Source organism: Thiohalocapsa halophila, assembly GCF_016583825.1.
Classification (GTDB): Bacteria; Pseudomonadota; Gammaproteobacteria; order Chromatiales; family Chromatiaceae; genus Thiohalocapsa; species Thiohalocapsa halophila.
Genome location: NZ_NRRV01000033.1, coordinates 1 through 25062 on the forward strand (window position 1 = coordinate 1; position 25062 = coordinate 25062).

Annotated in this window: 23 protein-coding genes; 6 read left to right on the forward strand and 17 right to left on the reverse strand. The window is 68.1% G+C overall.

Annotated elements, in window-relative coordinates:
- Nucleotides 1–47: 47 nt before the first annotated feature.
- The 3 genes from CKO31_RS14160 to CKO31_RS14170 are packed head-to-tail and all read right to left on the reverse strand — an operon-like array spanning nucleotide 48 to nucleotide 3070.
- Entirely contained in the window at nucleotides 48–884 is an 837-nt protein-coding gene (locus CKO31_RS14160; protein ID WP_200238625.1) for a carbohydrate ABC transporter permease, read from the reverse strand.
- Entirely contained in the window at nucleotides 881–1768 is an 888-nt protein-coding gene (locus tag CKO31_RS14165; RefSeq protein ID WP_200238627.1) for a carbohydrate ABC transporter permease, read from the reverse strand. The genes CKO31_RS14160 and CKO31_RS14165 overlap by 4 nt, the downstream gene beginning before the upstream one ends.
- 12 nt (nucleotides 1769–1780) lie before the next feature.
- A complete protein-coding gene (locus CKO31_RS14170; RefSeq protein WP_242475379.1) occupies nucleotides 1781–3070 on the reverse strand; it encodes an ABC transporter substrate-binding protein in 1290 nt (429 codons plus the stop codon).
- Nucleotides 3071–3486: 416 nt separating this feature from the next.
- On the opposite strand from CKO31_RS14170, the gene CKO31_RS14175 reads away from it, so the two are divergent.
- Both CKO31_RS14175 and CKO31_RS14180 read left to right on the forward strand, forming a co-directional pair.
- On the forward strand, nucleotides 3487–4323 hold the full coding sequence (locus CKO31_RS14175) for a GlgC family sugar phosphate nucleotidyltransferase (protein WP_200238631.1): 837 nt from the start codon (nucleotides 3487–3489) through the stop codon (nucleotides 4321–4323).
- A 125-nt stretch (nucleotides 4324–4448) separates the two neighbouring features.
- Nucleotides 4449–5027: a histidine phosphatase family protein gene (locus CKO31_RS14180; RefSeq protein ID WP_200238634.1), complete on the forward strand. Its 579-nt coding sequence runs from the start codon at nucleotides 4449–4451 to the stop codon at nucleotides 5025–5027.
- On the opposite strand, the gene CKO31_RS14185 is transcribed toward CKO31_RS14180, so the two are convergent.
- Complete coding sequence (locus tag CKO31_RS14185; RefSeq protein WP_200238637.1) at nucleotides 5021–5494, reverse strand: putative PEP-binding protein; 474 nt, start codon at nucleotides 5492–5494, stop codon at nucleotides 5021–5023. The genes CKO31_RS14180 and CKO31_RS14185 overlap by 7 nt on opposite strands.
- Nucleotides 5495–6368: 874 nt before the next feature.
- Between CKO31_RS14185 and CKO31_RS14190 the strand changes: the two genes are divergently transcribed.
- The 3 genes from CKO31_RS14190 to CKO31_RS14200 all read left to right on the forward strand — a co-directional run bounded on the left by CKO31_RS14190 (nucleotide 6369) and on the right by CKO31_RS14200 (nucleotide 10205).
- A complete protein-coding gene (locus tag CKO31_RS14190; RefSeq protein WP_200238640.1) occupies nucleotides 6369–7826 on the forward strand; it encodes a glycoside hydrolase family 130 protein in 1458 nt (485 codons plus the stop codon).
- Between the two features lie 117 nt (nucleotides 7827–7943).
- Entirely contained in the window at nucleotides 7944–9143 is a 1200-nt protein-coding gene (locus tag CKO31_RS14195) for a glycosyltransferase (protein ID WP_200238642.1), read from the forward strand.
- A gap of 12 nt (nucleotides 9144–9155) precedes the next feature.
- Nucleotides 9156–10205 (forward strand): glycoside hydrolase family 130 protein, encoded by a 1050-nt coding sequence (locus CKO31_RS14200; protein ID WP_200238644.1) that lies wholly within the window; start codon nucleotides 9156–9158, stop codon nucleotides 10203–10205.
- A gap of 404 nt (nucleotides 10206–10609) precedes the next feature.
- Here the strand turns inward: CKO31_RS14200 and CKO31_RS27665 are convergent, their stop codons facing one another.
- The 3 genes from CKO31_RS27665 to CKO31_RS14215 all read right to left on the reverse strand — a co-directional run bounded on the left by CKO31_RS27665 (nucleotide 10610) and on the right by CKO31_RS14215 (nucleotide 14187).
- Nucleotides 10610–11143 carry a transglutaminase N-terminal domain-containing protein gene (locus tag CKO31_RS27665; protein WP_200238647.1) on the reverse strand — a complete coding sequence of 178 codons (534 nt, stop codon included), beginning with the start codon at nucleotides 11141–11143 and terminating at the stop codon, nucleotides 10610–10612.
- A gap of 102 nt (nucleotides 11144–11245) precedes the next feature.
- Nucleotides 11246–13522, reverse strand: coding sequence for a phosphoenolpyruvate--protein phosphotransferase (gene ptsP / locus CKO31_RS14210; RefSeq protein ID WP_200238650.1), 2277 nt, complete (start codon nucleotides 13520–13522; stop codon nucleotides 11246–11248).
- A 17-nt stretch (nucleotides 13523–13539) separates the two neighbouring features.
- Complete coding sequence (locus CKO31_RS14215; protein ID WP_200238653.1) at nucleotides 13540–14187, reverse strand: hypothetical protein; 648 nt, start codon at nucleotides 14185–14187, stop codon at nucleotides 13540–13542.
- A 215-nt stretch (nucleotides 14188–14402) separates the two neighbouring features.
- Between CKO31_RS14215 and CKO31_RS14220 the strand changes: the two genes are divergently transcribed.
- Nucleotides 14403–14642 (forward strand): antitoxin family protein, encoded by a 240-nt coding sequence (locus CKO31_RS14220; protein ID WP_200238656.1) that lies wholly within the window; start codon nucleotides 14403–14405, stop codon nucleotides 14640–14642.
- A gap of 259 nt (nucleotides 14643–14901) precedes the next feature.
- On the opposite strand, the gene CKO31_RS14225 is transcribed toward CKO31_RS14220, so the two are convergent.
- The 10 genes from CKO31_RS14225 to atpD all read right to left on the reverse strand — a co-directional run bounded on the left by CKO31_RS14225 (nucleotide 14902) and on the right by atpD (nucleotide 23900).
- A complete protein-coding gene (locus CKO31_RS14225; RefSeq protein WP_200238658.1) occupies nucleotides 14902–15834 on the reverse strand; it encodes a F0F1 ATP synthase subunit gamma in 933 nt (310 codons plus the stop codon).
- A 41-nt stretch (nucleotides 15835–15875) separates the two neighbouring features.
- Nucleotides 15876–17417 (reverse strand): alternate F1F0 ATPase, F1 subunit alpha, encoded by a 1542-nt coding sequence (locus CKO31_RS14230; RefSeq protein ID WP_200238661.1) that lies wholly within the window; start codon nucleotides 17415–17417, stop codon nucleotides 15876–15878.
- A 579-nt stretch (nucleotides 17418–17996) separates the two neighbouring features.
- Nucleotides 17997–18812, reverse strand: a complete 816-nt coding sequence (locus CKO31_RS14235) for a F0F1 ATP synthase subunit B family protein (protein ID WP_200238663.1) — start codon at nucleotides 18810–18812, stop codon at nucleotides 17997–17999.
- Between the two features lie 10 nt (nucleotides 18813–18822).
- The gene (locus CKO31_RS14240; RefSeq protein ID WP_200238666.1) at nucleotides 18823–19095 is read right to left on the reverse strand and encodes a F0F1 ATP synthase subunit C; all 273 of its coding nucleotides are present in this window, start codon (nucleotides 19093–19095) and stop codon (nucleotides 18823–18825) included.
- Nucleotides 19096–19424: 329 nt separating this feature from the next.
- The gene (locus CKO31_RS14245) at nucleotides 19425–20102 is read right to left on the reverse strand and encodes a F0F1 ATP synthase subunit A (RefSeq protein WP_200238669.1); all 678 of its coding nucleotides are present in this window, start codon (nucleotides 20100–20102) and stop codon (nucleotides 19425–19427) included.
- Nucleotides 20099–20485, reverse strand: a complete 387-nt coding sequence (locus tag CKO31_RS14250; RefSeq protein ID WP_200238671.1) for an N-ATPase subunit AtpR — start codon at nucleotides 20483–20485, stop codon at nucleotides 20099–20101. The genes CKO31_RS14245 and CKO31_RS14250 overlap by 4 nt, the downstream gene beginning before the upstream one ends.
- Nucleotides 20482–21678, reverse strand: coding sequence for a cation:proton antiporter (locus CKO31_RS14255; protein ID WP_200238673.1), 1197 nt, complete (start codon nucleotides 21676–21678; stop codon nucleotides 20482–20484). Before CKO31_RS14255 ends, CKO31_RS14250 begins: the two co-directional genes overlap by 4 nt.
- Nucleotides 21678–22082: an AtpZ/AtpI family protein gene (locus CKO31_RS14260; RefSeq protein ID WP_200238675.1), complete on the reverse strand. Its 405-nt coding sequence runs from the start codon at nucleotides 22080–22082 to the stop codon at nucleotides 21678–21680. The genes CKO31_RS14255 and CKO31_RS14260 overlap by 1 nt, the downstream gene beginning before the upstream one ends.
- A complete protein-coding gene (locus CKO31_RS14265; RefSeq protein ID WP_200238677.1) occupies nucleotides 22082–22510 on the reverse strand; it encodes a F0F1 ATP synthase subunit epsilon in 429 nt (142 codons plus the stop codon). Before CKO31_RS14265 ends, CKO31_RS14260 begins: the two co-directional genes overlap by 1 nt.
- Nucleotides 22503–23900 (reverse strand): F0F1 ATP synthase subunit beta, encoded by a 1398-nt coding sequence (gene atpD, locus CKO31_RS14270; RefSeq protein ID WP_200238679.1) that lies wholly within the window; start codon nucleotides 23898–23900, stop codon nucleotides 22503–22505. The genes CKO31_RS14265 and atpD overlap by 8 nt, the downstream gene beginning before the upstream one ends.
- Between the last annotated feature and the right edge of the window lie 1162 nt (nucleotides 23901–25062).

Sequence of the window (25062 nt, forward strand, 5' to 3'; positions counted from 1 at the left end):
CCCCCAGCCGCCAGCCCCTAGCCCCTAGAGCCTACTGGAGGCTGCTCTCACCCCTTGACCGCTCCCGCCGTCAGTCCGGCGACGATGCGCCGCTGGAAGACCACCACCAGCAAGGTCACGGGCACCGTGACCACCACCGAGGCCGCGGCGATGGAGCCGGTGGGCAGCTCGAAGCGGGAGCTGCCGGTGAAGAAGGCGATGGCGGCGGGCACCGTGCGGGCGTCGTTGGTGGAGGTGAGCGCCGCGGCGAACAGGAAGTCGTTCCAGGCGAAGATGAACACCAGGATCGCGGCGGTGAAGACGCCGGGCGCCGCCAGCGGCACGACGACATGGCGGAAGGCCTGCCGCCGCGTGGCCCCGTCCACTCGCGCCGCCTGGTCCAGGTCCCAGGGGATCTCGCGGAAGAAGGCCGAGAGGGTCCAGATGGCCAGCGGCAGCGTAAAGGTCATGTAGGGCAGGATCAGCCCCGGCCAGGTGTCGTACAGCCCGAGGTTGCGCCAGAGCTCGAACAGCGGGCCGATGACCGCCACCGGCGGGAACATGGCGATGGACAGCGCCGCCGCCAGCACCAGCTGCCGGCCGCGAAAGCGCAGCCGCACGATGGCATAGGCCGCGAACATCGCCAGCAGCACCGCGAGCAGCGTGGCGATGCTGGCGATGCCGATGGAGTTCCACAGCGCCGCCGGGAATTGATCGTCGGCGAAGATGGCGCGGTAGTGCTCCAGGCTGACGCGCTGCGGCACGAAGCGCTTGTCGGCCAGATCCGCCGCGGGCTTCAGCGACAGGGACAGAATCCAGGCCATGGGCAGCAGCGCATAGACGATGATCAGCAGGCTGCCGAGGCGCCAAAAGAGCCGGTCCAGCAGGCCGGGGCGCGCCGTCATGCTTCGCTCCCCCCGTCATCCCCCGCCGAGAAGCTCGCCCCGAAGCCGCGCACGAAAAGCACGGCGATGGCGATGACGCAGGCGAAGATCAGCACCGACACCGTGGAGCCGAGCCCGAGGTTGAGCCGGGTCACCAATGCGTGATAGCCGACGATGGAGACGGTCTCGGTGCCCTGGGCGCCGCGGGTCTGCACATAGACGGTGTCGAAGATGCGAAAGGCGTCCAGGGTGCGGAACAGCAGCGCCACCAGCAGGGCGTTCTTCATCAGCGGCAGCGTCACGCGGAAGAAGCGCTGCACGGCATTGGCGCCGTCCACCCGCGCCGCGTCTAGCAGGTCCTGCGGCACCAGGGTCAGGCCCGCCAGCAGCAGCAGGGCCATGAACGGGGTCGTCTTCCAGACCTCGGTCAGGATGATCACCACGAAGGCGGACCAGCGCTCCGTCAGCCAAGCATGCTCCACACCCAGCCAGGGGTTCACGAAGCCCGTGACCGGGTCGAAGGCGAACTTCCACGCCAGTGCGGCCACCACGGTGATGACGGCATAGGGCACCAGCACCGCCGCGCGCAGGGTGCGGCGCAGGAACAGCACCCGGTGCATCACCAGCGCAAGCCCCATGCCCAGCGCCAGCTCCAGGCTCACCGAGCCCAGGGTGATGATGGCCGTGTTGGCGAGGGACTCCCACCACACCGGCGAGGTCAGCACGCTCGCATAGTTGGCGAGCCCGACGAAGGCGCGCTCGTCCGGAAAGCGCAGGTCGTAGCGAAACAGCGACAGCCAGACGGCGTAGAGGATCGGGTAGGCCGTCACCACCAGCATGGCCAGCACCGCCGGGCTGCACAGGAGCCAGCCCAGGCGTTCTTCGGCGGGATCAGCGGGCTTCATGGGCGATTGTGGTCATAGCAGGCCCCGGGAGTGGAGCGCCCGCGACACGGCCTCGCGCAGCCGCGCCGTGTCGCGCGCCGGGTCGATGTCGGCCATTGGATGCAGGGTGCGGCTGATGGCCAGCGAGACATCGTTGTAGAGCGGTGTGCGCGGGCGCTGCACCGCGTCCTTGAGTGTCGCCCGCAGCAGGTCGGCGAACGGGAAGGTCTCCCGCACCGCCGGGTCATCATAGAGCGCCGCCGTCGTCGGCGGCAGTCCGCCGCGCCGGGCGGCGAGACGCTGATTCTCGGCGCCGGCGATGCAGGCGGCGGCCCGCAAGGCGAGCGCTGGATGCTCCGTGTAGGCGCCGACGCCGAGGTTGATGCCGCCGATGGCGACGCGGCTCGGGCGGTCCGGCTCCACCGCCGGCCAGCGCGCCCACTGCATGTGCCGGGCGACGGCGGGCGCATTGGCCCGGGCGCTCGGCCAGACATAGGTGTAGTTGACCATGAAGGCGGCTCCGCCCGCCTCGAAGGCGAGCCGCGCCTGATCCTCGCGGGCGCTGGCGAGCCCGGGCGGCGTCGCCGGCGAGCGCGCGAGCCGGCGCATCACCGCCAGTGCCCGGCGCGTGGGCCCCTCCGGCAGCGCAGGCTCGCTGCCGTCGGCGCTCAGCACGCTGCCGCCGGCGGACGCCAGCAGCGACACGAACAGCACCGTAAGGCCCTCGTAGCGCGCGCCCTGGGCCTGGATGCTGCCCTGGGCGCCGAGCCGCTCGGCCCGGCGGATCATCGCATCCCAGGTCGCGGGCGGCGCATCCACCCGGTCGGTGCGATACCACAGGAGCTGGGTGTTGGTGGTGAAGGGCGCCGCCCACAGCCGATCCTCCCAGCCGGCGCTGTCCACGGTGGCTTGGATGCGCCCGGCGCGGGCCTGTTGGGCCAGTTCCTCGGGCCAGGGCAGGATCCAGCCCGCGGCGGCGAGCTCCGGTGTCCAGATGACGTCCATGCCGATGAGGTCGATGGCGCTGTCGCCCGCCGCCAGCCGGCGCACCAGCTGCTCGCGCTGGCGGTCCGCGTCCGCCGGCAGCGGCTGCACCACCACTTGATAAGCGCCGTCGGACTGCTCGGCGCAGCGCTGCGCCGCCTCGGCAAAGGCGCCGGAGGGCTCGTCGAACACGTACCAGCTCAGGGTCGGCACCGCCGGCGCCCCGCCGTCGCAGCCGGCCAGGCCGACGACGAGCGCCAGCAGCAGTGCGGCGGCGAGTGCAGCCACCGGGCTCGGGTGGCCGGCGCGAGCTGTGCTGCGGATTCGGATCATGGTCATGCGAGCAGGCCGGTGGGAGTCGAGACGCCGCCTCCAGCAGACACCGGGGCATCGAGCGTGCCAATGCGAGCAACAACCGCAAGTGCACCAGATTTTCCGCTCGGCGGTCCACTGCTCGCACGAAGCGGTGTGCCCGGGTGGTCGGACGGTTGCAATGAACCCGCCAGCTGGGGTTTTGGACCAGCGCTGGCGCGCTCGTCGTGCGGGCGAGTCCGCGGCGGCTGCCGGAACATCCGCGGAAGCTGGGTGATGGCCGCAGGGCGCTCACCGCCGATGAGCGACCTGCCGCGGCTCGGGCGCGAGAGGGCCCGATCCTTGCGTTTTTCAGGCTCGAGCCCCTCTCTCGCCGCGGTGCGCCGCTCGGTGCCGGCGCGCCGCGGTGCTCGAGACGCGCCAACCACACGGAGACCTCAACGATGCGGAAGCAGCCAGCACGCACCCCCAGCGCCACCAAGGTCATGGCCATGGTCATGGCGGGCGGCCAAGGCTCCCGGCTGATGCCGCTGACGGAGAAGCGCTCGAAGCCGGCGGTGCCCTTCGGCTCGCGGTATCGGATCGTCGACTTCGTGCTGAGCAATCTGGTCAACTCCGGCATCTACACCGTCTTCACCGCCAGCTGTCTGGTGCGGGCGCTGCGGGATGCCGAGCGCTACGGGGGCAAGGACTTTGGCACCGACGTGCTGCCGCGGATGCTGACGTCGAAACGCATTTTCGCCTACAACTTCGCGGACAATCGAGTACCGGGCACGAAGCCCTACGAGGAGCATGCCTACTGGCGCGACGTCGGTACCATCGACGCCTATTTCGCCGCGCACCAAGATGTCCTGGGCGACGAGCCCGCCCTCGACATGTTCAATCCCCAGTGGCCGGTGTTCTCCAGCAATTACCAGGGGCCGGTGGCCAAGGTGCGGCGCGGACACATCGACAACACCCTGATCGGTGCCGCGGCGGTCATCGAGGACGCCCGGGTGACCAATAGCATCGTGCGCCGTGAGGCGGTGATCGAGGAGGGTGCGGAAGTGGAGGACTGCATCATCATGGACTACACCCGCATCGGTCGCGGGGCGCGCCTCAAGCACGCCATCATCGACAGGCACAACCTGATCGAGCACGGCTCCCGCATCGGCCTCGATCCGGAGGAGGACCAGCGCAACTGGATCGTCACGCCGTCGGGCATCGTCGTGGTGCCGCGCGGGCGCTCACCCTTCTTCGCCCGGGATTCGCGCGGCTACGGCATCGGCTACGCGGAGTGACGCTCGCAGCGGACTGGCTAGGGAGAGGCGGATTGATTGGCCATCCTGGCCAAAAATCGGAGGCAACCCTGCAAACAGTGGTTATCATTCCCAGCGGTAAGCTCCATCGGCGCTGAAGGCACCCCATGAGCACCATCGACCTCTTGAGACACGGCGAGCCCCGAGGCGGTGTGCGCTACCGCGGCGACGGCGTCGATGATCCCCTGAGCGAGCTTGGCTGGGCGCAGATGTGGGCCGCCGTCGCGCAGACATCGGATTGGACCCATGTGGTGACCTCGCCGTTGCGCCGGTGCCGGGATTTCGCGGAGGTGATCGCAAAGCGTTCGGACCTGCCGCTGGTGGTCGATCCGCGCCTGCGAGAGGTGGGCTTCGGGTCCTGGGAGGGGCGCCGCCACGACGAGATCCGCGATGCCGATCCGCAAGCCTACGTCGCCTTCTTCCGGGATGCCGTCAATCACCGCCCGCCGGGCGCCGAGCCGTTGGACAGGTTCTACGCGCGGGTCCGGGAAGGCATCCTGGCGATCTTCGATGAGCATCCGGAGGGGCATGTGCTCCTGGTCTGCCATCTGGGCGTGATCCGGTCCGCGATCGCCCTTGCCCTGGAGATGCCCCTTGCCACCTTCTACCGGATGCACACGCCCTATGCGGGCCGCATCCGACTTCGCCGCACGGTGCGTGGTATCGAGCTCTGGCTGGATCAGTGATCCTCGGCGAGCCCGAGCAGGCGTTTGACCTCGCGCACCGAATCTGCGGTGGTCACGGCCTGCGCGAGCGCGCTGTCTTGCGTGCAGCTGCGAGCCGCCGCGGTCTGGGCCAGGTAGGGCGCATGGGCCACGTCCACCGAGAAGGTCCGGTAGCCCAGGCCGAGCAGCACCGGCAGCACGCCCGGCAGCTGCGGCAGGATGCCGCAGAGCTGGACCCGGTCCACATCGGCGCCGGCCAGCTGGGCAACCTGGGCCAAAAGTCGATACACGCCCGGGGCGTAGGGGTCCAGCTCGTCGCGCAGCTGGGCCAGATCCCGGTCCGCTCCGTACAGCGACTGCATGAGATCGTTCAGCCCGATGCCGACCAGCGCGGACGCCGCGAGGAAGTGGTCCACCAAGAGCGCGCCCCCCACCGTCTCCAGCATGGCTCCGACCACCAGATCGCAGGGCTGCGTCGCATCGCTCACGACCTTTGCTGACCACCGGCGGCCACAACGCCGGCATCGTGAGCGAGCCGGGGCACCCACGCCGGCGCTACCGGCTGCACACGACAGCGACCCCTCAAACGCCGTCGCCCCGGGCTTTTACTTCACCGGGCCCGCCGCGACCCCCTTTTGCGTGCTCCAAGACTGGCTTGCAGCCCGCGAACGCTTGGGCCTTGGCGTGGTGGACATCGTGCTCGGTGCAGTGCCGCGAAAAAGTTTGCCTGCGCCGGCAGGAGGAGAGACAGAATACAGCGCTGGGTTGGCAAGTTGCGCGTATACTCAAATGATGAGGCGGCCACAAATGTCTGCCGGCGCACGACGCAACACCCACTTGACGGTTATGGCCAGAAACAAATGTACACATTGATGAAATGCAAACGTTCAAAAGCCGGACGTCCTGCGCCCGGTGCATCTTCCGCGTATGTTCAGATCGAAGTGGCTCAGTACGCCGATTTCGATGACGCGATCACGGCAAGAGATACGGCCAACATATCATTTGCCGCCCGGCATTACGTGATGAACGATTCGGGCAGGGAATACTACGACGGGACTTGGATCCGATAACGCGCAACGTTGCTGAAAAATCGGTTGTAGTCCCCCAACCAGCCTATGTAGCCGCTTTGGCTCTTCTCGGTGAGCCTGCCCAGGCGCATGCGCCTTAATCCTAGGCGAGGATCATGCGCTGCCGGGCGCTGATCGTGAGTCCAACCAGCCGCACGGGTCTGGCTTCGATGCTCACGAGGCCGGGCAACAATCGCGTACTGTCCCTTCGCAGGCGCTTCAGTGTAGGTCGGGCCGACGCCAGGAGGCCCGACAATCAGGCTAGGCCGAACTGCCGGATCACGGCCGGCAGCATATGAAAGTCACCCGAGTCGACCTCACCCTCCGGCCCGAGCCCAGGCGCGTCCTGTTTCGCCCGTTCGCACCCGATTCCCAGGAGCGCTGCACCAAGATCATCAGCCGCATCTGTGCGCTCTCGGATTCCCAAGTGCGTCAGGAGCTAGAACGCCTGCTTGCGGAATTCAGGTCGCGCCATCTGGACCTGAAAGGAATGCTGCTAAAGCGGTTCACGAGCGTTCAGCGCTTCGCACTCCTGGATATGCCCTTCTCCGAGGACAGAAAACAGCTGATCGGAGCCTACTTCACGCAGGAGTATTCTCTCGAGTCCTCGGCCCTGTTCAATCCCTCCATGGTATGGCACCCGGACCAGAGCGGCTTGGCCCGGGGCCACAAGCGCTTCGTCCTCAGTCTGCGCTCCCTGGGGGAGGGGGCCACGTCCTGTATCACCTTCCGCTCGGGCTCGGTGGACCCCAACGGCTGTGTCAGCATCGATCCCGTCGTACCCCACGCGGACATTCCGGAAATCCGCCCGAGTCGGTGCTATGAGGGAAACCTCTTCGGCAAGAAGCTGTTCGAGCTCGGTCTGCTCGACGACTTTGCCCGGGGTATCCTCGAAACGCTGGGCGCGGAATTCACCCTGGAAGCACTGGAGACGCGGTTGGGGCTCGCCCTGCAGGAGGAGCGAGGCAGTCGGCAGGATCACGCCGATGTCGCTAATGGCATGGTTGCCTTGGCCCGAGCCAACTACGAGATCGAGTTCGACGCGCGCAAAGCACTCTCGGCGCGGGTCATCCTGCCGTCCACCGCGGCAGAGCGCAAAGGGATCGAGGACGCGCGCTTTGTTGAATTTCGGGAGGAGGACGGCGCGCGCACCTACTACGCCACTTACACGGCATTCGACGGTGAGATCTTCTTTCCGCAGCTTTTGGAAACGCAGGATTTCCTGCACTTCAAGAGCAGTACCCTGAACGGCCCGGAAGTGAAGAACAAAGGCATGGCATTGTTTCCGCGCAAGGTCAACGGGCGCTACGCCATGCTCTCCCGTCAGGATAACGAGAACATCTACCTGATGTACTCGGACATGTTGCACTTCTGGTTCACCAAGGAGCTGCTCATGCGACCGACTTACACCTGGGAGTATGTGCAGCTAGGGAACTGCGGCTCGCCAATCGAGACCGAGGCCGGCTGGCTGGTGCTGACCCACGGCGTCGGCCCCGTTCGCCGATATACCATCGGTGCCATACTCCTTGACCTGGAAAACCCCGCAAAGATCATTGGCAGACTGCGTGAGCCCCTTTTGAGCCCGGACGAGAAGGAGCGCGAGGGATACGTCCCCAACGTTGTTTACAGTTGCGGCGCAGCGGTGCACGCGGGGCGCCTGATTCTGCCCTATGCGATGTCGGATTATGCGAGCACCTTTGCTACGGTGGAGATGAATGATTTGCTCGCTGAATTGTTGGCAAGTGGCCCCTGATCAGGTCGCGGGCACAACAGACAAGCGTCCCGCCGCGTTGGGCGCTTCTCGTCAGCGCATCGATGCCCCAGAGGGCGCTCCCATTGTTTGCCTGCAACCGCAGAGAGGACAGCAGCTATGAGAATCGGATTCGTCTCGACCTATCCACCCATCGAGTGCGGCATTGCCACTTATACCGAGCAGCTCAACAACACGCTGCGGTCGGCAAGGAACGAAACCTTTGTCATCAGTCAGTTCGGTGCCGAGGGAGATCACGTCTTCCCCCTCTACCACCCCCACGCGTCGTCCTTTGCCGCCGATCTGTACTCCACGAGTGTCCGCATGACACCGGACGTCATGCACGTTCAGCACGAGTATGGGCTCTATGGTCCCCAGAAGGGTGTGGAAGTCATCCAGCTCATTTTGCTCTATCGCCTGGCCGGCATCCCGGTGGTGACCACCTTGCACACCGTGCACGAAGAGCTCAACGAAAAGGAGCACCGGCTGCTGAAGCACATCGTGGACGAGAGCTCTGCCATCATCGTGCACGAGGCGTTTCAGAAAGAGACTCTCGTGCGCCACTTCGGCAAAGACCACGCGATCCACGTGATCGAGCACGGCATTCGGGATCTGGTGCCGATCACCGATGCCAAGTCGAAGCTGGGGCTGGAGGGCAAGAAGGTCATTCTGCTCTCGGGTTATTTCCGTCCCAGCAAGGGCTTCCACAAGGTCGTCGACCGGTTCTCGGAGATTGCCGAGCGGGATGCGAATGCCGTGCTTGTGGTCGCGGGCAAGGACCGCGGTATCGAATACGACGCCTATCGGCGCGAGCTGTTCACCAAGCTCAACGCGTCGCCCTATGCCGATCGCATCCGTATCCTGCGCGGCCAGTTTCCCCAGTACACCTTCGACACCATCATGTCCGCCGCAGACGTGGTAGTGCTGCCTTATGAGCAGGGTGGCCAGAGTGGGATACTCTCCCAGTGCTTCGCGCTGCAGCGCCCCGTCGTCCTTTCGAGCTTGCCCGCCTTCCGGGCCCTGTTGGAGCGGGTCGAGGCCGGCCTGTTGTGTGAGAGCGAAGCCGAGTACCCGGATCGCATCCTCCAGTTGCTCGACGACGAGGCGCTGCGTCGCCGCTGCCAGACGAACATCCAGCACTACGTGAGCGAGCATGCGGCGTGGAGGCACATCGCCGCCCGGCACATCGATGTCTATCACTCGGTTATCACCGTCCCCTATGGCAAGGCCGAGTATGTGTACTTCCCCGAGCCGGAGGGTTATGGCGAGTCATCCGGCGGGGACCGCCCGGTGGCCTATCGCCCAGTACCGACGGCCTGAGGGGGCGGGACCATGCAGAGACACCCGCGCAATCCCCTCATCGAGCCCGATCAGGTCGTCCCCTCGGCGCCGGGCTACCGCGTACGCGGTGCCTTCAACCCGGCGGCAGTTCGGTTCGACGGCGAGGTGCTGCTGCTCCTGCGCGTGGCGGAGGACTGTCCGGCGCGGGAAGGCCGCGTAGCGGTGCCCGTGGCCAGCATCGAAGCCGGGGTGGGCCGTCCCGAGATTCTGGAGCTGTCCCTCGACGACCCCGACGTGGCGCTGAAGGACACCCGGGGCATCGTCTACAAGGGCCTGGATTACCTCTCCACCATGAGCCACATCCGCATCGCCAGGAGTCGGGATGGGGTGAGCTTTCAGGTGGATGATACGCCGTTCATCTTCCCGGGCGACGCCAGCGAATGCTTCGGCGTAGAGGATGCGCGCGTGACGCGCTTCGGGGATACCTTCGCCATCAACTACACCTGCGTCTCTCCCGACGGCTGGGGCACCGCCCTGGCCACGACCCGGGACTTTCGGACCATCGAGCGGCGCGGGCTGATCTTCACCGTGCAGAATAAGGACGTATCCATCTTCCCTGAGAGCATCGACGGCTTGTATCGTGCCTTGCACCGTCCCAATAACAGTGGCTTCGGAAGGCCGTCCATCTGGTACGCGGAATCGCCGGACCTCATCCATTGGGGCAATCACCAGTGTATTCTGCGACCGCGGGACACCTTCTGGGAAGAGATGAAGATCGGCGGCGGCGCGCCCTGTATCAAGACACCGCAGGGATGGCTGCAGCTATACCACGCCAAAGGCCGCAACCAGATCTACAGTCTGTTCACCGTGCTCCTGGATCTGGAACAGCCCTGGCGGGTCCTCAAGCGGGGCAGCATACCCATACTCAGGCCGGAGATGCCCTACGAGACCGATGGCTTCTTCCCCAACGTGGTGTTCTGCAACGGTGTGGTGACCTGGGAGGATGGCCGAGTCTTCATTTATTACGGGGCCTGCGATGAGAGCGTCTGCCTCCTGGAGACGACGGTGGCCGAGCTGCTGGCATCAGTAGACGCAGCCTAAAGGCAAGCCTAACCGGCTCTTGGCACAAGGCGTGGGGCCCCGATGGCAGTGCGGCAGCCGCTTTTGGTACCGGCATCGGGTCCGCTGTCAGGGACACCGGTCATGGCTTGAGCTCAGGAGCTCTTAACAATCAAGGGGACGGAATCTCCGGAATGCTTCTTCGCCCGCTTGGCCGCTTTCTTTTCCTTCGGGGTCAGTTGTGCCTGTTTCTTCGGTTCCCGACTGATTCGTTGGGATTTTGACACGGTGGTTGCTCCTTGAGTGTGGTGAAGGGCACGCTGCGACGGATGTGTGTCAGCGAGACTTCGCCAGCGCGCCCAAAGCCCGACTAGTCAAGTCGGATTGCCTCAAGATACTCGCTCTGACCTCAATAGCAAGGAGTATTCGCGTCGGGGCCTTCGTTTTCAGACCTTTCCTTCACGGCGCCCTCCATCCCGGAGCGGCGAGCACCGTGCGTACTCGCCCGCACCAGCCCGAGACGCAGATTGCGCATGACCAAGCTTTTCAGGAACGTTGGCATCGCAGCCATCGTCCGTGCCGCCGGCGCCTCGTTTTCGGCCACCGCCTGGTGGGGTGGCCCTGCCAGCATCCGCTGCCGCGTCCTTGGCTGGAGCTGCGATACCCAGGCACCGACGCTTAGGCCGGCTCCCGGCATGCCGACGTAGCTGCCGGCAACCGGCGGGACGGACTCCGGCAGCCGCGCCACGGCCACGGGGATGTGCTTGGCTGGCTGGTGTGTCGAAGGTTGCAATCGCCGCCGAGTTGTCCTCGACATCGCGCTGCCAGCGCAGCACGGCGGTGGGCGTGATGGTCAGCGCCGCCGACTCGATGCGGACCTCGTGATCTTCCCGTGGTCGCAGACGCAGGCTGTGCGGGCCGAGCTGTACCTCGCCCGAGAAGCTGTAGTAGGTGCGGTGCAGGATGCGATAGCGTTGCATGAGTCACCTTGGTAGGCGCGGGCGCGGGTCGAAATTCAGGGGCGCTCGCGGCTCGACAGTCGACTCATTGATGGCTTGACCGGGATCCGGCGCGAGATGTGCTCATCCGGAGCCCGAGCAATGCTTGATCCTGTCCAGCTCGGCGTGCACATGCCTACTGATCGCGAAGCCGTCCGCCATCGCGAGCCCTGCTTCTGCGAGGCGGCGGGCATCGGCCTGCTTGCAGCAACGGATCACCCGCTTGACTTCGCCAAGCAATGCGGGGCTCATGCTGAGGCTGTCCACGCCGAGCCCAAGCAGCAGGAGCGCGCCGGCCGGGTCGCCCGCCAGCTCGCCGCAGACATTGACCGGTTTGGCGTGGCGGTGGGCCGCGCTCACAACGTTTCGTACTGCGTCGAGCACGGCGGGATGGAGGCTGTCATAGGGCGTGCTGACCTGGATATTGTTCCGATCGACAGCGAGGATATACTGCGTCAGATCGTTGGTGCCGATGGAGAATGCATCGACCCGGTCCGCCATCGCCCCGACGAGAAAGACGGCTGCGGGCACCTCGACCATGACCGCCACCTGCGGGCGTTGCGCCGCCAATCCCTCCGCGACGAGCTCCCGCTCCGCCCGAGCCAGCAGCCCCAAGGCCTCGTCCAGCTCGCCGACGGTGGCGATCATCGGCACGAGTATCCGCAGGTTGCCCAGGCCGGCATTCGCTTGCAGCATCGCACGCAGCTGAATCAGGAAGATTTCGGGCTGATCCAATGAGAAGCGGATCCCGCGGCAGCCGAGGAAGGGATTGTCTTCCCGCAGGGGAAGATAGGGCAGCACCTTATCGCCGCCGACGTCGAGCGTGCGCAGCGTGACCGGCAGGGGCGCAAAGCTCGTCAGGACCTCGCGATACTCCTGCAACAACGCCTCCTCGACGGGCAGGGTTTCGCCGAGCAGAAAGCTGTATTCCGTGCGGTAGAGGCCAACGCCCTCGGCACCCATAGCCCGGGCGCCCGGGCCGTCGGCGGCGAAGCCGATGTTGGCCAGCAGCGGCATGCGCACCCGGTCCAGGGTTTCTGCGGGAAGATCGCAGAGCGACAGCAGCTGTCGGGAGCGGGTCTCGGCGTCGCGCAGACGCTGTTGGAGCTTGGCCACCAGCGTCCTCGAGGGCTCCACATAGAGTCGCCCCTCATCGCCGTCGATGGCGATGGAGCGGCCTTCCAGGGAGCCGGCGGATGTCCTCGCCAGGCCGACGATTGCAGGGATGCCGAGCGCGCGTGCCAGCACGGCCATGTGCGAGAGCGGCGAGCCGCGCAATGCCACCAGTCCGGCCAGACAGCCGCGGGGGATGGCCGCGATCTCCGCCAGTCCGAGCGTCTCTCCGATGAGAATACAGGGCTCTGACAAGGCCGCCGGCTCCATGCGCGTTTGCATGTGCGCGAGCACGCGCTGGCCGATGTCGCGAATGTCGGCGGCACGCTCGCGCAGATAGGCATCGTCCATCTGCTCGAACACCAGAGCATGATGCGCAATGGTCGAGCGCCAGGCGCCGGGGGCCCAGTTGCCCGCCCGGATGCCTTCGAGCGTCTCTTGCACCAGCGCAGCGTCGCCCAAGAGCATGACCTGTACATCGAACAAGGCCCGCACTGCATCGGGCACCCGCCCCGCCAAGCCCTCGCCCGCCTGCCGCAGCTCGGCTTGCGCTGCGGCGATGGCGGTCAGGAATGCCGACTCCTCCGCCGTCGCGTCCGCCGCCGGGTGATCGGGGATGGTGTCCAAGCGCGGGTGTGCGCTGACCAGACGGCCCTTGCCGATAGCCAGTCCCCGCGCCGCGGAAACACCGTGGATGAATGGATTCCCCCCTGTCTCCCCGCGCAGAAGCCGCTCGACGCCGTCCACCGCCTCGGCCTCATGCACCGCTTTGGCGAGCTGCGCCCCCAGACTGACAAAGAAGCCGATCTCGTCGCGCGCAAAGGGCTGGCCGGAGGTGCGCCACGCCGCCAGCACACCGAGCAGTCGGCGGTAGTGGATGAGCGGGGCGCCGATGAAGCGCCCGATGCCGGGGTGCCCCGGACGCTCGGGGACATCCCGCAGCCGTCCCTTGGCGTCCGGGTCGAGGACGAGCTCGAGCCGCTCGCCGACGAGCCTGACGAGCGCCCCATCCCGGCTCTCCGGCAGGCCCGCGATTGCGCTCTGGCTCAGCCCCTGGGCGGCGACCAGGGGGTAGGCATCCCGCGCTGCGTCTTTGAGGAAGATTGCGCAGGCATCGATCGGCACGGCTTGACTCGCTTGCCGGACCAGGACCGCAGCCGCGTCGTCCAGGGTCGTTGCGGCGGACACCTGCCGCATGATCTGCCGGAGCGTCACGATCATGGGCTTGGGCGTTCTGCCGCTTGGCATGGAGGATCGCTGGGCAACTAGTTGGTACAGGGTTCAGCTTTGCGTTCGTGCTGGTCGGGCTCAGTAACACGCGGGCATGTCAAGGTATGAACGGATCGTGCCCCCTCGAGGCCCGTTTGCCGGTTGCCACAAGGGTAGTCGCAGGCACGAGCGAGGGCCATCGGGGATGCAGCTGAAGCCAACGACCTCGAGAGTAGCCCTTCGGCGGAGGAATTGCGCTGACCCGTCTTCGGGGCTCGAAAGTCCGACTTTCGTCGACGACTGTCACCGGGGGCTTTGCAGCTGAAGACATCCTTGCGCTCGTTGTCCACCCAGATCACAGCGGCGGAGCCGGCAGCCGTCACCGCGACCGCCGGATCATCGACATAGTGGAAGCGGGACTGGTTCATCCGCCAGGGGCCGATGTCGGCGTCGCCGGAGGCGATGGCCACCGGTGCCTGCCATTCGATGGCAGGCGGCGCAGGTGCCAAATCATCCGGCGTAACCGCGGCCTGAGCGCCGGGGCCCCGGGCGCAGGCGTTGGTGGTGAGCACCAGCAGGCCGATGACGAGCCAGGGGGCCCGGCGCCGTGCCTGCGCAGTGCAGCCGGAGGCGGCGCAACCCATGCCGAGGCTCAGTTTCGATAGCGCGGACCGGTGCGACACGCTGCGGATCGACGGATGCATGCCTGTGCTCCTGATCGCTTAACGGTCCCTGGTAGCTGGGGTCGCGCCCCGCCAAGACCCGAACTGGTGATGGCGGCCTGGCGCTCGCGCCGGTAGCGGCCGGTGATGTGCTCCCGGTGATGTCCTCCCGGTGATGTCTTCCAGGCGCTCGTCCAGTATCATCATCCCCGGGATCTCGGGATTTTCGTACACTGAGGTTTGCAATGACACAGCACTTGAAAGCTGTCTATGAGCATGGCGTCTTTCGCCCCTTGGAGCCGGTGCGGCTCGAAGAGCACCAAGAAGTCACATTGGTGTTGGAGACCGCCGAGGACGATGCTGCGGAAACAAAGCCGATCTGGGAAGTCGCCGAGGATCTCGTGCGCGATATCCCGACGGATGCGCTGGACAGTGTCCCCGTGGATGGCGCGGCCCAGCATGACCATTATCTCTATGGCGCCCCCAAGCGCGACTGATGCGCGCTGTCCTTGCTGACACCTGCTATACCCGCGAGGGCTTTCTCGCCGGATTCCGACTGTATCAAGCCCGTCCCGACAAGGGTTACAGCTTGACCGACTGTATCTCGATGGAGGCCCTGCGCCGGGAAGGGCTGAGCGAGGTGCTCACGAACGACGAACACTTCAAACAGGAAGGGTTTACCTGCCTCCTGTAGCGCTGTGGCTCTCTTGTGTTCGTGTGGGCGACGATGACCCACCGGCTCGGACTGCCGCGGCGTCAAGACGCCGCCTCGAAGCCTGCGACGACGTCCAGCAGCTCGCTGGTGATGGCGGCCTGGCGCTCGCGGCGGTAGCGGCCGGTGATGTCCTCCAGGCGCTCGTCCAGGTTCTTCTCCGCGGCCTGCATGGCTTTGAGGCGGCTGCCGTGCTCGGCGGCCAGGGACTCGGCACAGGCGCGAAAGAGCACGCTGAAATAGTGCTGACGCAGCAGGTGTCCCACCAGCAGGCCGCGGGGCAGGGTGTAGAGCGGCAGCCGGCGCGACGGCCAGGGTGCCTGCGCGCGCTGGCGGAAGCGGGCAGGGTCCAGCGGGAACAGGCGCTGGCCGTGCGGCTCGTAGCCGGAGCGGCCCGTGGGGCGGTTGTGGTAGAGCTGGACCCGCTCGACGCCCTCGGACTGCCAGGCGTCCACGCGCAGCAGCAGCCGCTGCACGATGGCGGTGATGCCCGCCGCGGAGCTGGGGGTCGGGAAGATCTCCGTGCCGTTGCCGGCGACGGACTCCAGGCTGGGTGCGACGCGCTCGCCGACGGCGAGCCAGTGGCGCACTACGGCGGCATCCGTGACCTGCTGCTGGACATGCTCGACAATGACCTCGTTGAAGCGCCCGCAGAGGCCGTGGTCGGTGCCGAGGACGATGACCGCGTCCGTCGCGTCGGACCTGTCGCCCGACTCATCGCCCGACCTATCGCCCAAGTCGTCGCCCAACCCATCGCCCCCACCGCCGTCGGCGCTGCTCGGCGCGGCGGCCGTCGGCGTCTCTCGCAGCACCGCCCGCAGTCCCAGCTCGACGCTGCCCTCGTACTCGGCCAGCGCGGCGGCGGCCTGCTCGTACTGGCGGATGCTGACGGCGGACAGCGCCTTCATGGTGCGCACGATCTGCTGCAGATCGTCCAGGTTCTCCATGCGCTGTTTCAGCGATTCGATGCTGGCCATGATGATCGCTCCCGGGATGCTGGCCGTCGCGATGCTCGCCGTCAGTCCGCCGCCGGCAGGTCCGCGATGGCGGACCGGGCGGTCTCCGTCAGTGTCTCCCAGGCGTCGTCGTTCAGCTCGCGGCCGGTGTCGATGCGCTCGCAGAGGTCGGCGTGCTCGGCCTGCACGCGCTCGCGGATGCGCTGCTCGGCCTCGGCGACGGCGTCCAGGGGGATGTCGTCCAGCAGACCTTCCTGGGTGGCCAGCAGCACGGCGATCTGCTGCCAGGCGGCGAGGGGGCTTGCGGCGTCCTGACGCAGGATCTGCCGCACCCGGCGGCCGTGCTCGATGCGGCGCTTGGTGCGCTCGTCGAGCCGGGTGGCGAAGCGCGCGAAGGTCTCCAGCTCCTCGAACTGGGTATAGGCGAGCTTGAGGTCGCCCGAGACCCGGCGAAAGCTCGGATACTGGGTCTTGCCGCCGACGCGCGACACCGAGCGGCCGATGTCGATGGCCGGCAGCATGCCCTTGCGGAACAGCGTTGGCGACAGATAGATCTGGCCGTCGGTGATAGAGATGAGATTGGTCGGGATGTAGGCGCTGATGTCCTGCGCCTGGGTCTCGACCACGGGCAGCGCCGTCAGCGAGCCGCCGCCGCGCTCCTCGATCAGATGCGTCGCCCGCTCCAGCAGGCGCGAGTGGATGTAGAAGATGTCGCCCGGGAAGGCTTCGCGGCCCGGCGGGCGGCGCAGCAACAGGGAGAGCTCGCGGTAGGCGCGGGCATGGCGTGTCAGGTCGTCGTAGACGATGAGCACGTCGCGGCCCTGGTCCATGAAGTACTCGCCCATGGCTGTCGCCGCATAGGGCGTGACGAACTGCAGCCCCGGCGGGTCCTCGCCGGAGGCGGCGACGACGATGCTGTGCGCCATCGCATCCTCCCGCCGCAGGCTCTCGACGGCCCGCGCCACCGCGGTGCCGCGCTGGCCGATGGCGCAATAGATGCAGATGACGTCACGGGCGCCGTCGCCGCCCGCGGCCTCGCGGCGCTGGTTGATGATGGCGTCCAGCGCCACCTGCGACTTGCCGGTCTGGCGGTCGCCGACGATGAGCTCGCGCTGGCCGCGGCCGATGGGGATCATGGCGTCCACCGCCTTGATGCCGGTCATCAGCGGCACGCTCACCGGCGCGCGGTCCATGATGGCGGGCGCCGGGCGCTCGATGGGCCGACGCTCGCGGGTCTTGGGCACGCCGCCGCCGTCCAGCGGGCGGCCGGTGGCATCGATGACCCGGCCCAGCAGCGCCTCGCCCACGGGCGTGTCCGCCTCCCGGCCGGTGGCGCGCACGCGCACGCCGGGGCGCAGATGCTCGCTGTGGCCGAGCAGCACGACGCCCAGGTCCGCCTCGTCCAGATTCACCGCCAGCCCGAGCACACCCTCCGGCAGCTCCACCAGCTCCTCGAAGCCCAACCGCGGCAGCCCGCCGATGCGGGCGATGCCGCCGCCTACGGCCAGCAGGGTGCCGACATCGTCCACCGCGGGCTCGCCCTTGGTCTCGGCGACGGCGTCGCCGATGTCCGTGAAGGCTTGGTCGAGGGTTTGGGTAAGCATGGTGGGAAAGTTTGAAGTTTGAAGTTTGAAGTTTGAAGTTTGAAGTTTGAAGTTTCGGAGTACGGAGTACGGAGTACGGCGTACGGTGCGCCAATCGCCTGTGGGAGCGGCCTCTGGCCGCGACGGCTTCCAGGGCGCCGACCGCGGCGCGTCGCGGCAAGGATGCCGCTCCCACATGCGACCGCCGCTGTGGGAGCGGCCTCTGGCCGCGACGGCTTCCAGGGCGCTGGCCGCGGCCTGTCGCGGCAAGGATGCCGCTCCCACATGCGATCGCCGCTGTGGGAGCGGCCTCTGGCCGCGATGGCTTCCAGGGCGCCTGCCGCGGCGTGTCGCGGCAGGGATGCCGCTCCCACATGCGATCGCCGCTGTGGGAGCGGCCTCTGACCGCGATGACTTCCAGGGCGCTGGTCGCGGCCTGTCGCGGCAGGGATGCCGCTCCCACATGCGGTCGCCGCTGTGGGAGCGGCCTCTGGCCGCGATGGCTTCCAGGGCGCTGGCCGCGGCGTGTCGCGGCAAGGATGCCGCTCCCACATGCGATCGGATGCCGTGGGAGCGGCCTCTGGCCGCGACGGCTTGCGGTCAGCTCGATGTCGCCGCTGTTTCTCGCTCGGCATCGGATTCGGTTTTGGATTCGGTGTCGGCGCTCTCGCGCTGTCGGTGGTCCAGGTGCGCCGTGAGCTTGCGCTCGAAGCCGTCCAGGTAGTCCGCCAGGCTCCAGGCGAGTCGGCGTCCGCCGGCGGTCAGGGCGATACCGCAGACCAGCTCCGGGTCCTGCTCGAAGCCGGGCTGCCTGTCGTCGCCGAGGTGTTCCTGGACCAGCTCGGTGAGGCGCGCGCGGCGCTCGTCGTCGAGCTCGAAGCCGGTGCTGACGACGAGCTCGCCGGCGCCGCGGAATTGCTCGCGCTCGTCCTCGGCAAGCCCGACCAGCCGCGCCCCCAGGGTCTCCACCATGCGGTCCTCCAGCCGCACGTCGGCGAGGTCCGACAGCGCCTTGCGGGCCAGGTCCGCGAAGCCCTCGGCCGTCTGCCGGCGCAGCTGCTTGGCGAAGGCGTCCTGCTCGTCGCGCAGCTGTTGGCGCCAGTGCTCGCGCTTGTCGTCCACGTCGGCGCGGGCCTCCTCCAGCAGGCGCTGCTTCTCGGACTCGGCCTCCTCGCGGGCCTGCTCCAGCACGGCATCGCGGCGGTCCTCCAGGCGCTCCATGCGCTCGTGCAGGCGCTCGCGCTCGCGCTCGGCGGCGTCCTCGCGCTCGCGGGCGGAGTTGACGCGCTCGGCGATGCGGTCCTCGCGGCGGGCCATGGCCGCCGTCACCGGCCCGTAGAGAAAGTGCTTCAGCAGCCACACCAGGACCAGAAAGTTGACGATCTGGGCGGCGACGGTGAGCCAGTCGATCTGCATGGGCCCGTCCTCAGCCGGCGCCGGCGACCTGGTTCCAGAACGGATTCGCGAAGATCAGGATCATGGACACCACGAAGCAGTAGATGGCCGTGGACTCGATCATCGCCAGCCCGACGAACAGCGTGCGGGTGATGGTCGCGGACTCGTCCGGCTGCTGGGCCATGGCCGTCAGCGCCTGCGCGACGGCCCGGCCCTCGCCGAGTGCCGGGCCGATGGCGCCGATGGCGATGGTGATGCCGGCGGTGAAGATGGAAGCGATGGCGATGAGGGATTGGGGGTCCATGGCTCTGTTCCGGATCAGCTTTCAATGTTTGGTGTGGCTGACAGCGTCACGCGTGAGATGGCTCGGTGGGGGATGGTGCGAAGTGCGCGGTGCGCTGTGCGGTATGCCACCAAGCATTTCGCATCCGGCACTCGCTCTGCGCCCAACGCGCACAACGCACTGCGCACTCGACTGCGGCCCCGCACTGCGCGCTTGCCATGCCCCGACCCGCGCACGCCGCACCGCACATCGGATACGCCTCGCACCAGGCACTCGGCTTCGCCCCGCACCGCGCACTACGCACTGCGCACGATCCCGCAGTCCGTCCGCATCGCGAGCTCGATCCCGGCTCATGGCTCACCCTTCTGCGCCGAGCTCGCGGAGGCGATATACACCATCGCCAACACCGCAAAGATGTATGCCTGAATCATGCCGGTGAGCAGCCCCAGGAGCTGCATGACGATGGGGAACAGGAAGGGGGTCAGGCTGATCAGGATGCCGACGATGACGGTGCCGCTCATGATGTTGCCGTACAGGCGCACGGCCAGCGCGACGGTGCGCGAGAGCTCGCCGATGAGATTGAACGGCAGCATTAGCGGTGTGGGCTGCACATAACGGCGCAGATAGCCGATGGGGCCGCGGTGCAGCACGCCGTAGAGCGGCACCGCGGTGAGCACGCACAGCGCCAGCGCCGTGGTGGTGGAGAGCGATCCCGTCGGCGGCATGTATCCGGGCACCAAGGACAACAGATTGGCGGTGGCAATGAAGATGAACAGGGTGCCGACGAAGGGCAGATACTGCCCCGGGTCCTGGCGGCTCACGTCGCGGATCTGATCCTTCAGCCCGGTCACCAGCACTTCCAGCAGGTTCTGCCAGCGCGAGATGTCCGGCCCGGTGCGGAGCCTGCGGGTGATGAGCCATGAGCCCCCAGTCAGCAGCAGCATGACGAGCCAGGTGTAGGCCAGGGTCGCGTTGATGTGCAGCGGGCCCCATTGCCACAGCAGGATCTGATCGGGGCTGATGGTCATCGCGATTGCCTCTCTGTTTTATCCTCGCCCGGCGGGCCGCCTGCGCCATTGCTCTCGGCTTTTCCTTCGGGTCTGTCGCCGGGCCGCCCATAGCGGCGCAGCAGCAGCGCCCGCACGGCGAAGACCCCGAGCAGGCCCGGCACCAGGGTCGTCCAGCCGTCCCCGGTCCACCGCTCGCCGGCCATCAGCAGCACCCAGAACCCTGCCAGCAGCACAAGCATACGCAGCAGCAGGCTGCCGCCGATCAGAAGCGCCGGATGACGCGCGCGGCCCAGCGCCTGCACCGTGCGATAGAGCCCGGCATAGAACAACCAGCCGAGCCCAGCGCCGGCGCCGAAGGCCGCGACCACCAATGCCGCCGTGATCAGGCTGTCGCCGCTCATCCCGGCACCTCCCCGGCGCGGCGCAGCGCAAAGCGGGTGGCCACCGGCCCCAGCAGCTCGAAGATCACCGTGGAGCCGAACACCGTCGGCAGGATCAGGCTCTCCAGCGCCGGAAAGCTCTGCGCCGCCACCAGCGCCAGGCCCAGTGCGACCCCCGCCTGGGGCAGCACCGCGAAGCCGATCCAGTGGTAGATCCGCGGCGGTGCGCCGCCCAGGCGCCCGCCCAGCTGGGCACCGGCGTAGAGCCCGGCGCTGCGCAGCAGGATGTAGACGGCGCCGATGAGCCCCACTGCCTGCAGCGACGCAAGCTCCAGCGCGGCGCCGGCGAGCAGGAAGAACAGGATCAAATACGGCCACTCGATGCCCTCGATGGCCCGAAACGGCCGGCTGTGGTGCTTCGCGCGGCTCGCCACCACGGCGCCGAGGGTGACGCAGGCGAGCAGGTAAGACACCTCCAGCCAAAGCGCGATGCCGGAGCAGAGCATCACGAAGCCCAGCGCCTCCGCCTGGGTGGGCTCGCCTTCGCGCACGCGGCCGGTGAGCCAGGCCATGGGCAGGCCCAGCACGGCGCCGAGGGCGATGGCGCCGGTCAGCTCCCAGAGCGCACCGAGCAGCTCGCCGGCCTCGCCGCCGTCGCCGGCGAGCGCCTGTGCGATGCTGAACAGCACGGTGAACAGCATGATGCCCCAGGCGTCGTCGATGGCCACCAGGCCGAGCAGGGTCTGCGTGAACTCGCCCTCGGCGCCGGACTCGTGCACCACGTCATAGGTGGCGGCCGGGGCCGTGGCCGGGGCGATGCCGGCGAGCAGCAGCGCCGCCTGCAGCCCGGCGCCGGCGAGCAGCAGCCCGATGCCGACGAACAGGCTCGCCAGCAGCACCTTGCTCGCGGACAGCACCAGCACGCGGCGGCCGAGCTTGCGCAGCGCGTTCGGTGTCAGCTGCCCGCCGATGAGAAAGCCGACCATGGCCAGCGCGATGTTCGTCAGCACCGGGAACCAGCGCTCGGTGAAGGGCGGCAGCAGGTCCATGACCGATGGCCCCACCAGCACGCCCGCCAGCAGCAGCAGGGTCACCCGCGGCAGCGGGGTGTGGCGGCCGAGCAGGTCCGCCAGCAGCCCGGCGATGAAGATGGCGCCGATGGTGATCAGCATGGGTGCCACCTGTGCGGCGTTCTGGGCGCCGTGGTCCATCATTACTCCCCGCTCTCGCGCTTGACCCAGTACCAGGCGTTCAGCACGCCCAGCGCCACCCCCAGCAGCAGGAAGGTCAGGGTCCAGGACGCCTCGGCCGCCGGCCAGGTGCGGTCCAGCCACAGCCCCAGGGCGACGCCGGCCAGGGTCGGAATCGCCACCGCCCAGCCCACCATGCCGAACATGCCGAGCCAGAAGAAGATGCTGCGGTCCTCATCGGCGCGGGCGCGCTGCTTGCGCTCTGCCTTGCGGCCGACGGTGTCGCGGAAGCGCTGCTCCGGCGGGCGGTGCGGGTGCGCCCGGCGCTGCGAATGGTCCGAGGCTTGCGCCGGCGTCTCGTCACGGCGCTCATCCGGCGGGCTCGCCTGCGGCTCGTCGCGCCGCCCGTTGTCGTCTTTCGCTGCCATTAGTGCTCCGCCTCCCACTCCATGAAGCGCCTGAGGGTGCCGGCCTCCAGCCGCGCCAGGGCGCTGCGGGTCTCGCGCTCGTGCTCGTCCAGGCTGCGGAAGGCGTCCTCCACGGTCTGGCGCAGGGTCGCGAGATCCGCCCCCGGCACCGCGTTGAAGCAGGCGACGCGCACCTCGTCGCCGGCCTTCACCAGGGTGCCCGTGTCCACGGCGCACAGGTGCTCGGTGCCGTCCGGGTCGGTGTACAGCAGGATGCCCGGCACCAGCGCCGCCACCCAGTCCGCATGCCGCGGCAGCAGGCAGAAGGCGCCGTCCTCGGCCTCGGCGATCACCTTGACCACGCGCGTGTCCACCAGGGTCTCGGTGGGCAGAAAGACCCGCAGCCGCAGGGTCCGCTCGCCGTCGGCGCTGCGCGCGGGCTCACTCATCGAGCGGCCCCTTCATGTATAGCTCCTGCTCGTCCACATCGGCGAATTCCCCCGCCAGGATGCGCTCGCAGCCGTCGAGGGTCTGCTCCAGCTCCACCAACTGCCCCGGCTGGCCAGTGAAGTGCTCGGTGGTGAAGAAGGGCTGGGTGAGGAAGCGCTCCAGCCGGCGCGCCTTGCTCACGGTGGCCCGGTCGGCGCGCGAGAGCTCCTCCTCGCCGAGCATGGCGATGATGTCCTTGAGCTCCTCGTACTCCGCCAGCGTGGCGCGCACGTCCTGGGCGACGCGGTAGTGGCGGTCGCCGACGATGGCAGGGGTGAGCATCTTGGACTCGGACTGCAATGGGTCCACGGCGGGATACAGGCCCTGGCTGGCGCGCTTCCTCGACAGCACGATGGACGCCGACAGATGCCCGAAGATGTGCGCGGCGGCGGGGTCGGTGAGGTCGTCCGCCGGCACATAGACCGCCTGCACCGAGGTGATGGCGGCGCTCTCGGAGTTGCAGATGCGCTCCTCCAGCTCCGCCAACTCCGTGGCCAGCGTCGGCTGGTAGCCCACCCGCGAGGGGATGCGGCCCATGAGCCCGGACACCTCGGTGCCGGACTGCACATAGCGGAAGATGTTGTCGATGAGCAGCAGCACATTGCGGTGGGCCTGATCGCGGAACCACTCGGCGATGCTGAGCGCCGCGTGCCCGACGCGAAAGCGCGCCCCCGGCGGCTCGTTCATCTGTCCGAACACCATCACCGTGTGGTCCAACACCTCGGCGTCGCGCATGTCGCGGTAGAGCTCCTCCGCCTCGCGGGAGCGCTCGCCGATGCCGCAGAACAGGCTGATGCCCTGATAGTGGCCCACCATGTTGTGGATCAGCTCGGTAATCAGCACCGTCTTGCCGACGCCGGCGCCGCCGAAGAGCCCCGCCTTGCCGCCGGCCTCCAGCGGGGCGAGCAGGTCCAGGGCCTTGATGCCGGTGGTGAAGATCTCGGTGCGGGTGACCCGCTCGTCCAGCGGCAGCGGCGCGCGATGGATGGGCCAATGGGCGATGTCCCCGCCGTCGCCGTCCGTCAGCGCCCCGCCGCGGTCGATGGTCTCGCCGAAGACGTTCAGCACCCGCCCCAGCAGCGGCTCCCCCACCGGCACCTGCAGCGGTCCGCCGGTGTCGCGCACCGCCATACCGCGGGCGAGACCGCGGGTGGGGGTCAGCGCGATGCAGCGCACCCGCTCGCGGTCCAGCAGGCTGTGCACCTCCAGCACGATCTCATCATCGGCCCCCGTGCGCAGCGCCTGATTGCGCAGCGGCAGCGGCGGCGGAAAGGCCACATCCACCACGCTGCCCCGCACCGAGATCACACGCCCCGCCTTGGCCGATGATGTATCCAGCGGCGGACTCATACCGGCAACCCCGTGGGAGCGGCCTCCGGCCGCGAAGTCTTCCAGAGCAAAGGCAGCCGCCCGTCGCGGCAAGCATGCCGCTCCCACGCTCGCAAGCGCACTGTGGGAGCGGCCTCCGGCCGCGAAGACTTCCAGAGCGCCGCCAGCCACCCATCGCGGCAAGGATGCCGCTCCCACGCTCGCAAGCGCGCTGTGGGAGCGGCCTCTGGCCGCGAAGTCTTCCAGAGCATCGCCAGCCACGCATCGCGGCAACGATGCCGCTCCCGCGCCGACATGCCGACTGCGCGCACGACCACCTTTCACCAACCTCCGTTCACCGAGCGCCGGTCAACCTACGAGCAAAGAACGCGCCAATACATTGCCATTGCCGTAAGTCTGGCTCGCCCGACGCCGCCGGTGGCGACGCCTGCCGGACAGCCGCCACCGTCCGGCGCCGCCCGCGGCGGCGGGCAGAGGCGCGATGTCGGGCTTCGCTCCCGCTCAGCGCCGACCTACGCCGAGCACCACCCCGGCCCGTAGGTCGGCGCCGACGCCAGGAGGCCCGACACGGCAGCAGGCGCAAGGCCGATGTCGGGCTTCGCTCCCGCTCAGCGCCGACCTACGCCGGACGCCACCCCAGCCCGTAGGTCGGCGCCGACGCCAGGAGGCCCGACACCGCGGCACGCGCAAGGCCGATGTCGGGCTTCGCTACCACTCAGCGCCGACCTACGCCGGACGCCCCCGCAGCCCGTAGGTCGGCGCCGACGCCAGGAGGCCCGACAAGGCAGCAGGCGCAAGGCCGATGTCGGGCTTCGCTCCCGCTCAGCGCCGACCTACGCCGAACGCCCCCGCAGCCCGTAGGTCGGCGCCGACGCCAGGAGGCCCGACACGACGGCACGCGCAAGGCCGATGTCGGGCTTCGCTGCCGCTCAGCGCCGACCTACGCCGAGCCCCGCCGCAGCCCGTAGGTCGGCGCCGACGCCAGGAGGCCCGACACCGCGGCAGGCGCAAGGCCGATGTCGGGCTTCGCTGCCGCTCAGCACCGACCTACGCCGAACCCCGCCGCAGCCCGTAGGTCGGCGCCGACGCCAGGAGGCCCGACACGGCAGCAGGCGCCAGGCCGATGTCGGGCTTCGCTACCACTCAGCGCCGACCCACGCCGAACGCCCTCGCAGCCCGTAGG